Consider the following 7,461-nt stretch of genomic DNA (forward strand, 5'->3'; position numbering starts at 1 on the left):
GTGGCCGGAGTGAAGATCGAACGCATCGCCATTGTGGGCGCGCGCGGCCAGATGGGAGCGCTCTTCGCCCGCACCTTCCACAAGGCCGGGTACACGGTCGCCACCCTGGACCGGCCCTATGCCGAGGAGGCCATCCGCGAGGCCGTCGCCGCTGCCGACCTGGTGCTCATCTCCGTGCCCGTCACCGCCACGAAGGACGTGGCCCGCACCCTGGCCCCGCACATGAAGGCCGGGGCCATCCTCTGCGACGTCTGCTCCGTGAAGGTGAACCCGCTGGAGCAGATGCTCGCCGCCTACGACGGGCCCGTCGTCGGCACGCATCCGCTGTTCGGGCCGGTGATTCCCGAGGGCTTCGACCCGCGCGTGGCCGTGACTCCGGGGCGCGACTTCCCCGACGGGCGGACAGGAGCCGCCGAGGCCGTGAGCGAGGTCTTCGCGCGCTCCGGGTTCTCGCCCTTCGCCAGCACGGCGGAGGAGCACGACCGGGCCATGGCCGTGGTGCAGGGGCTCAATTTCATCACCACCACGGCCTACCTGGCCGCGGCGCGGCAGACCCCGGCCATCGAGAAGTTCCGCACGCCGTCGTTTGAGCGCAGGCTTGAGGCGGCGCGCAAGATGCTCACCCAGGACCGCGAGCTGTTCCAGCTCATCAGCGAGGACAACCCCTTTTTGCAGGAGACCGTGCGGCAGTTCACGGCCTACCTCGACCTCGCCGCCGGAGGCGATCTCGACCTGCTTTCCGCCAGGGCCTCCTGGTGGTGGCGCGACACGGCATAGGGACGCGGCTTTCGCCTCAGGGCGGAAAGTGACGACGATGTGTTGGCCGCGTCCCTTGGTTGGGGATCGCGGTCTTTTTTTTCACGAAACGGAGGAAACATGGACATTCGCCTGAAGCATTACGGAAAATGGCTGCCGGCCGACGTGCAGACCCCCATCAGCCTGTACCTGGGCCTGGTGGGAGATGCGCCGGGCATCCTCTTGGAAAGCGCGGAAGTGGACGGCCGCCTGGGCCGCTTCAGCCTCATCGCCTGGGACTTCCGCCTCCTGGCCACCCCGGTGGACGGCGCGCTCAAGCTGGACATCCGCGACGAGCGGCTGGAAGGCCTGCGCGAGCTGGAAGGCCTGGACTACATGGAAGGCGTGCGCACGCTCCTGAAGAGCATCGACATAGACCAGCCCGCGCTGAAGGAGCCCCTGCCCGCCCTCACCCGTTCGCTGCTGGGCTACCTGGGCTACAGCGTGGGCGGCATGCTGGAGCCCAAGCTCCGCAAATGCATGCCTCCGGAACAGGCCGAGGCGCGTCTGGTGCTGCCCGGACAGGTGGTGTTGTACGACCACCTGCGCCACCGCTGCTGCTACCTGTCCCTCGACGAGCATGGCGGCGACGGCCGCGGCGGCCCCAAGCCCGCCAAGCTGGGCAGCGCGGGCGGCTTCGAGCTGGCGGCCGAGGAGCCCACGGCCCGGCCCGGGCGCGAGGAGTACATGGAGCAGGTGCGCGAGGCCAAGCGCCTCATCACCGAGGGCGAAGGCATCCAGCTGGTGTTCTCCGTGCGCTTCGCCACGCCCTTCGCGGGCGAGCCGTTCGGGGTATACAGAAGGCTGCGCCAGGCCAACCCCTCGCCCTTCATGTTCTTCATGCGCTTCGAGAACGAGACGCTTCTGGGCTCCTCGCCGGAGATGATGGTCAACTGCCAGGCCGGGCGGCTTGAGGTGCGGCCCATCGCGGGCACGCGGCCGCGCGGCGTCACCGAGGTGCAGGACGTGGCCTTTGAGCGGGAACTGCTGGCCGATCCCAAGGAGCGCGCCGAGCACGTGATGCTGGTGGACCTGGGCCGCAACGACCTGGGGCGCATCGCCACGCCCGGCAGCGTGGAGGTGGCCAAGTTCATGCGCGTGGAGCGCTTTTCCCACGTCATGCACCTGACGAGCTACGTGGAGGCCGACCTGCGCGAGGACCTGGACGCCATCGACGTGTTGCAGTCCACCTTCCCTGCTGGCACGGTGGCCGGGGCGCCCAAGATCTGGGCCATGGAGACCATCGCCCGCGTGGAGACGCTGCCGCGCGGCCCCTACGCCGGAGCCATGGGCTGGCTGGGCCTGGGCAAGGGCAAGGTCAACCTGGGCACGGGCATCACCATCCGCAGCATGTGGCTGCGCGACGGCGTGATGAACTGGCAGGCCGGGGCCGGCCTAGTGTACGACTCCGACCCGGAAAAGGAATGGCAGGAGTGCAACAACAAGGCCCGCATCATTAAAGAGATTCTCTCCTCCAAGGGGGTTGGCGATGTTTTTGCTGATCGATAACTTCGACTCCTTCACCTTCAATCTGGTGCAGGCCTTCCAGCAGCTGGGCGCACACCCCATGGTGCTGCGCAACGACCGCGACGAACTGCTGGACCCGGCCTTTGTGGCGGGCCTTACGCGCGTGGTGCTCTCCCCCGGCCCCAGCCGTCCGGAAAACGCGGGCAATTGCCTGAAGTTCCTGGAACTGCTGGACAAGACGGGCCGGAACGTTCCCGTGCTCGGCGTGTGCCTGGGCCACCAGACCCTGGGCCACTTCGCCGGGGCGTCCGTGGTCCGGGCGGAGCGCATCATGCACGGCAAGGTGAGCCCGGTTGAGCACGACGGCACGGACGTCTTCGCCGGGCTGGACAATCCCTTCGACGTGTGCCGCTACCATTCCCTGCTGGTGCTGGCGCACGAGGCCCCGGAAAAGCTGCGCGTGACGGCCAGAACGGCCGAGGGCGAGGTCATGGGCATGGTCTACACCGACCGCCCCTGGAGCGGCGTGCAGTTCCACCCGGAATCCATCCTGACCCCGGACGGGCCCAGGCTGCTGGCCAACTTCCTGGCGAAAACCAAAGCGTAGCGGAGGGCACATGGCCATCGACATGCGCGAGATTCTGGACACCCTGGGCAACAGGGGAAACCTCTCGGAAGCCCAGGCGGCCTTCGCCTTCCAGCAGCTCTTCGAGGGGCTGCTGACCCCGGCCCAGGCCGGAGCGCTGCTCATGGGCCTGCGGGCCAAGGGCGAAACCGCGCTGGAGCTGGCCTGCGCCGCCAAGGCCGGGCTGGCCAAGGCCCGGCTGGTGCGCGGCCTGCCCACGGACAAGCCCATCCTGGACATCGTGGGCACCGGGGGCGACCGCACCTCCAGCTTCAACTGCTCCACGGCGGTGTCGCTGTATCTGGCCGCCCTGGGCCACCGCGTGGTCAAGCACGGCAACAGGGCCGTGTCGTCCTCAAGCGGCAGCGCCGACGCCCTGGAGGGCCTGGGCCTGCCCCTGGGCACCCCGCCGGACCGCGTGGCGGACGAGCTGGACAAGCAGGGCTTCGTGTTCCTGTTCGCGCCCAACTACCACCCGGCCTTTGCGCACATTGCGCCCGTGCGCCGGGAAATGGGCGTGCGCACTCTGTTCAACCTCATGGGGCCGCTGTTGAACCCGGCCCGGCCCAGCCACCAGCTGCTGGGCGTGGGCCAGGCGGCCTTCCTGCCGCTGATGGCCGAGACCCTGGCCCTCACCGCGCCGGACGTGCAGGCCCTGGTCATCCACGGGTCCGATGGAGGAAGCGGCGGCTTCGACGAGCTGACGCCCTTCGGCCTCGCCTCGGGCTATGAGGTGCGCGGCGGCAAGGCCTCGCCCCTGAGCCTGAACCCGGCGGAATACGGCCTGGCGGGTTTCTCCGCCCAGGACGTGCGCGTGGCCGACAAGGCCGAAGCCCTGGCCGCCATCAAGGCCGTGCTTACGGGACGGGCCAATGCGGCCATGCAGGCCATGACCGCCCTCAACCTGGGCGCGGCCCTCATGCTGGCCACGGGTAAGCCCCTGGCCGATTGCATGGCCGAAGCCAAGACCGCCGTCGCCGATGGCGCGGCCAGGAGGTTCGCCGGTGAGTAACGGAAACAAGATGCTTGCCCGCTTCCGCGAGGCGCAGTTGCCGGGCATCGCCCGCCTGCGCAGGCTGGAGGCCGCGGGGCAGCTGCCCGCGCCCATGACCTATCCCGGCAGGCAGGGCCGCCCCAGCTTCTCCCGCGCCCTGCGCGCGGCGGGCAGCCCGGCGGTCATCGCCGAATACAAGCGCGCCTCGCCCTCGCGCGGGGTCATCAATCTGGACCTGAGCCCGGCGGACGTGGCCAAAATGTACGCGGACAACGGCGCGGCGGCCTTCTCGGTGCTCACCGAGGAAGCGCACTTCCAGGGCAGCCTGCAATACCTGGCCGACATGGCCTTTGCGGGCGTGCCCATGCTGCGCAAGGACTTCCTGCTGGACCTCTTGCAGGTGGCGGAGACGGCGGCCACCCCGGCGTCCGCGCTCCTGCTCATCATGCGCATGTTCGACGGTGCGGACGACGTGCGCGAGATGATCGAACGCGCGCGCGAGCACGGCATCGAGGCCGTGTGCGAGGTCTTCGACGAGGCTGACCTGGACATGGCCCGCTGGGCCGGGGCCGAGATCATCCAGGTGAACAACCGCGACCTGGACACCCTGGTGACCGACCTGGACGTTTCGCGCCGCCTGGTGGGCACGCGCGGCGCGGGCGAGCTGTGGATCAGCGCCAGCGGGCTTGAAACCCCGCAGCAGGTGGAGGAGATGGGCGAACGCGGCTTCGACGCCGTGCTCATCGGCACCTCGCTCATGAGCCGCCCGGACCCCGGCGCGGCCCTGCGGGAGCTTTCCCAGGTGGGCGTGCGGCGCAAGGCCGAGCGTGAGGCCCGGCGCGTGGCCGAACGGGGGACGGCGCGGTGAGCGGGCGCGCGAACGGGCTTCTGGTGAAGATCTGCGGGCAGACCAGCCGGGCCGGGGCGGAGCTGTGCGCCGGCCTCGGCGCGGACATGCTCGGCTTCATCTTCCATGCCGCCAGCCCGCGCAACGTGGACCCCGCCCTGCCCGCGTCCCTTGATCTGCCCGGAGTTTTGAAGGTGGGCGTGTTCGTGGCTCAGACCCCGGGCCAGGTGCTGGAGATCATGCGCGCCGGGCGTCTGGACATCGCCCAGTTGCACGGCGGGCAAAGCACGGCCTTTTGCCGCGAACTCGCAGAGGCCCTGGGACCGGAGCGCGTCATGAAGGTCGTCTGGCCGGAGAAGGCCGCCGGGCTGGAGGACTTCCAGGCCGAACTGGACCGCTTCGCGCCCTGTTGCGGGCGCTTTTTGGCCGATGCCGGGAAGGACGGCGGCGGGCACGGCCGGGGCATCGCCGCCTCCGCCACGGACCTGCTGGTTGCGGCCAGCTTTCCCCGGCCATGGCTCCTGGCCGGAGGCCTCGGACCCGGCACACTGGCCCCCGCGCTCGCGCGTTTCGGGGCCGCCGGATGCCTCCCGGCCGGACTGGACCTGAATTCCGGCGTGGAGTCCGCGCCGGGCGTGAAAGATGAAACATTGCTGCGCCAGGCGTTCGCCGAGATCGACACCCTGTGCGCGGCCAAAAATACGTGAGGTGATCCCGTGAAGAAAGGCTATTTCGGCGATTTCGGCGGGCAGTTCGTGCCGGAGCTGCTCATGCCGCCGCTCATCGAGCTTGAGGAGGCCATGGAGCGCATCCTGCCCTCCAAGGAATTCCAGGACGAGCTGAAGGACATTCTGACCAACTTCGTGGGCCGGCCCACGGCCCTTACCTTCTGCCCCAACCTCTCGGCCAAGCTGGGCATAAAGCTCTGGCTGAAGCGCGAAGATCTGGCCCACGGCGGCGCGCACAAGGTGAACAACACCATCGGCCAGGCGCTGCTGGCCAAAAAGCTGGGCAAGAAGCGCCTGCTGGCCGAAACCGGCGCAGGCCAGCACGGCGTGGCCTCGGCCCTGGCCGCCGCGCGCCTGGGGCTTGAGTGCACCATCTATATGGGCGCGACCGACGTGGAGCGCCAGAGCCTCAACGTGCGCCGCATGAAGCTCTTCGGAGCCGAGGTGGTCAGCGTCGAGTCCGGCACCAAAACGCTCAAGGACGCCATCAACGCCGCCCTGCGCGCCTGGATAGCCGAGCAGGAGACCACGCACTACTGCTTCGGCACCGCCGCCGGGCCGCATCCCTTCCCGCTGCTCGTGCGCGAGCTGCAGGCCGTCATCAGCCGCGAGGCGCGCCAGCAGATGCTCGACCAGGCGGGCTGCCTGCCCGATTACGTGGTGGCCTGCGTGGGCGGCGGATCGAACGCCATCGGCGCGTTCCACGAGTTCGTGCCCGACGCGAAAGTGAAGCTCATCGGCGTGGAGGCCGCAGGGTCCGGCAACGCGGGCGACTGGCACTCCGCCCCCCTGTCCAAGCAGGGCAGCCCGGGCGTGCTGCACGGCATGCGCACCCAGCTCATCCAGACCGATGAAGGCCAGATCCTGCCCTCGCACTCCATCGCCCCGGGCCTGGACTACCCCGGCGTCGGCCCGGAGCACGCGGCCTACCAGGCCTCCGGCCGCGCCACCTATGTCAGCGTCACCGACGACGTGGCCCTGGACGCCTTTGTGGACCTGTCCCGGCACGAGGGCATCATGCCCGCGCTGGAAAGCTCCCACGCCCTGGGCTGGGTGCTCAAAAACGCGGCCACGCTTCCGCCCGGCGCAAACGTGGTGGTCTGCCTTTCCGGCCGGGGCGACAAGGACCTGGACATCGTCAACGACTACCTCGCCCGCAAGGCTTAGGGGGCACACGTGAGCACAAATACCCTGACCAAACGCATCGAGGCCGCGCGAAACAGCGGCCGCCTGGCCCTCATCCCCTTTCTGCCCGCGGGCTACCCCAACAAAAGCCGCTTCTGGGACGAAATCGACCAGCTTGACGCCTCCGGCGCGGACGTCATCGAGATCGGCATGCCCTTCTCCGACCCCGTGGCCGACGGGCCCGTGGTCGAGCACGCGTCCCTCAAGTGCCTGGACGCCGGGGTGAACCTGAAGTGGATCCTCTCTGAACTGGCCTCCCGAAAAGGACGCTACAAGGCCGGGCTGGTCCTCATGGGCTACCTGAACCCTGTCCTCCAGTACGGCCTGGACGACTTCGCCCGCGACGCGGCCTCCGCAGGCGTGCACGGCGTCATCCTGGCCGACGTGCCCTTCGAGGAAGGCGACTTCATCCGCGCCGCCTTCGAGCCGCACGGCCTGGCGCTCATCCCCCTGGTGGGCCTGAACACCACGCCCAGCCGCATGGCGCTCTACGGCGACAACGCCCAGGGCTTCGCCTACTTCGTGTCCGTCCTGGGCACCACCGGCGTGCGCAGCCAGTTCGACACCAGCGGCCTGCCGCCCCAGGTGCGCGAGGGCCTGACCCACGCCAAGGCCGCCTTCCCCGTGCCCGTGGCCCTGGGCTTCGGCCTGAAGCACCCGGACCAGCTGAAGGAACTCGCTGGCCTGGTGGACGCGGCGGTGTTCGGCAGCGCGCTCATCCGGCACATCGACGAGGGCGGAGACAGCAAGGGCTTCATGCAGGTGTGGAAGTAAGAACGGAATCAACCGGGGGGAAACCTTTCTGAAGAAAGGTTCTCCC

8 protein-coding genes are annotated in these 7,461 nt (G+C 69.1%); all 8 read left to right on the forward strand.

Annotated elements, in window-relative coordinates:
* Window positions 1–777, forward strand: coding sequence for a prephenate dehydrogenase/arogenate dehydrogenase family protein (locus VN419_RS03835; protein WP_325644618.1), 777 nt, complete (start codon window positions 1–3; stop codon window positions 775–777).
* 99 nt (window positions 778–876) lie between these two features.
* Window positions 877–2,304: an anthranilate synthase component I family protein gene (locus tag VN419_RS03840; RefSeq protein ID WP_325644620.1), complete on the forward strand. Its 1,428-nt coding sequence runs from the start codon at window positions 877–879 to the stop codon at window positions 2,302–2,304.
* Window positions 2,285–2,869, forward strand: coding sequence for an aminodeoxychorismate/anthranilate synthase component II (locus tag VN419_RS03845; RefSeq protein ID WP_325644622.1), 585 nt, complete (start codon window positions 2,285–2,287; stop codon window positions 2,867–2,869). Before VN419_RS03840 ends, VN419_RS03845 begins: the two co-directional genes overlap by 20 nt.
* Before the next feature lie 10 nt (window positions 2,870–2,879).
* Complete coding sequence (gene trpD, locus VN419_RS03850) at window positions 2,880–3,899, forward strand: anthranilate phosphoribosyltransferase (RefSeq protein ID WP_325644624.1); 1,020 nt, start codon at window positions 2,880–2,882, stop codon at window positions 3,897–3,899.
* Window positions 3,900–3,909: 10 nt separating this feature from the next.
* Window positions 3,910–4,749 carry an indole-3-glycerol-phosphate synthase gene (locus tag VN419_RS03855; RefSeq protein ID WP_325644634.1) on the forward strand — a complete coding sequence of 280 codons (840 nt, stop codon included), beginning with the start codon at window positions 3,910–3,912 and terminating at the stop codon, window positions 4,747–4,749.
* Complete coding sequence (locus tag VN419_RS03860; protein ID WP_325644626.1) at window positions 4,746–5,435, forward strand: phosphoribosylanthranilate isomerase; 690 nt, start codon at window positions 4,746–4,748, stop codon at window positions 5,433–5,435. Before VN419_RS03855 ends, VN419_RS03860 begins: the two co-directional genes overlap by 4 nt.
* A gap of 9 nt (window positions 5,436–5,444) precedes the next feature.
* Complete coding sequence (trpB, locus tag VN419_RS03865; RefSeq protein WP_325644628.1) at window positions 5,445–6,623, forward strand: tryptophan synthase subunit beta; 1,179 nt, start codon at window positions 5,445–5,447, stop codon at window positions 6,621–6,623.
* 9 nt (window positions 6,624–6,632) lie between these two features.
* Window positions 6,633–7,415, forward strand: a complete 783-nt coding sequence (trpA, locus tag VN419_RS03870) for a tryptophan synthase subunit alpha (protein ID WP_325644630.1) — start codon at window positions 6,633–6,635, stop codon at window positions 7,413–7,415.
* The last annotated feature ends 46 nt before the right edge of the window (window positions 7,416–7,461 follow it).

The sequence above is a fragment of the Humidesulfovibrio sp. genome (genome assembly GCF_035560995.1).
Lineage (GTDB): Bacteria > Desulfobacterota > Desulfovibrionia > Desulfovibrionales > Desulfovibrionaceae > Humidesulfovibrio.

What these genes read in the sequence shown, in the direction of transcription:
- VN419_RS03840 (WP_325644620.1), top strand. Translation starts at nt 877, where the DNA reads ATGGACATTCGCCTGAAGCATTACGGAAAATGGCTGCCGGCCGACGTG.
- trpD (WP_325644624.1), top strand. Translation starts at nt 2,880, where the DNA reads ATGGCCATCGACATGCGCGAGATTCTGGACACCCTGGGCAACAGGGGA.
- VN419_RS03845 (WP_325644622.1), top strand. Translation starts at nt 2,285, where the DNA reads ATGTTTTTGCTGATCGATAACTTCGACTCCTTCACCTTCAATCTGGTG.
- VN419_RS03855 (WP_325644634.1), top strand. Translation starts at nt 3,910, where the DNA reads ATGCTTGCCCGCTTCCGCGAGGCGCAGTTGCCGGGCATCGCCCGCCTG.